This is a genomic window from Paracoccus sp. FO-3, from assembly GCF_006386455.1.
GTDB lineage: Bacteria > Pseudomonadota > Alphaproteobacteria > Rhodobacterales > Rhodobacteraceae > Paracoccus > Paracoccus versutus.
This window is the reverse complement of record NZ_VCBQ01000284.1, coordinates 1-861: the sequence shown is the minus strand read 5'-3', so window position 1 is coordinate 861 and position 861 is coordinate 1. Positions and strand designations below refer to the sequence as shown.

The following is an 861-nucleotide window of genomic DNA, read 5'->3' as shown; positions in this document are numbered from 1 at the left end:
CGCTTCAGCCGCTGGTACATGCCCGCCGTGGTGGCGGTCTCGGCGCTGGTGGTGCTGGTGCCGCCGCTGGCATTCGGCGCGGACTGGGGGAGCTGGATCTATCGCGGCCTGGCGCTGCTGCTGATCGGCTGCCCCTGCGCGCTGGTGATCTCGGTCCCGGCCTCGATCGCCTCCTCGCTCTCGGCCGGGGCGAAGCGCGGGCTGTTGATGAAGGGCGGCGCGGTGATCGAGGCCGCGGCCAAGGTCAACCAAGTCGCCTTCGACAAGACCGGCACGCTGACCCATGGCCGGCCGGTGGTCACCGACCTGGTGCCGGCCGCCGGCGTGGACGAGGCCGGGCTGCTGGCGGTGGCGGGCGGGGTCGAGGCCGGCTCCAGCCATCCGCTGGCGCAGGCCATCCTGGCGCGTGCCGCCGAGGCGGGCGTGGCCCCGCTGCCCGCGCGCGAGGCGCGGGCGCTGGTGGGCCGGGGGGTCGAGGCGGTCGTCGCGGACGAGCCCGCATGGGTCTCCTCGCCCCGCCATGCCGCCGAGCAGGGCGGAATCGAAGCCGATGCGATCCGCCGCGCCACCGCGCTGGAAAGCGAGGGCAAGACCGTGGTCGCGGTCTTTCGCGCGCGCCGCCCCCTGGGGTTGATCGCCATGCGCGACGAGCCGCGCGCCGATGCCGCCGAGGCGATGGCCCAGCTTCGCGCGCTGGATGTCGGCGCGGTCATGCTGACCGGCGACAACCCGCGCACCGCCGAGGCCATCGCGGGCGCCCTTGGCATGGACCATCGCGCCGGGATGCTGCCCGAAGGCAAGCTGGCCGCGATCCGCGAGATGGCCGCGCAGGGGGGCGTGATGATGATCGGCGACGGCATC

General features: G+C 74.9%; 1 protein-coding gene. It reads left to right on the top strand.

What is annotated here, in order from left to right; translation table 11 throughout:
* On the top strand, window positions 1-861 hold an 861-nt coding region (locus FE811_RS27005; protein ID WP_140849595.1), incomplete at both ends, for an HAD-IC family P-type ATPase.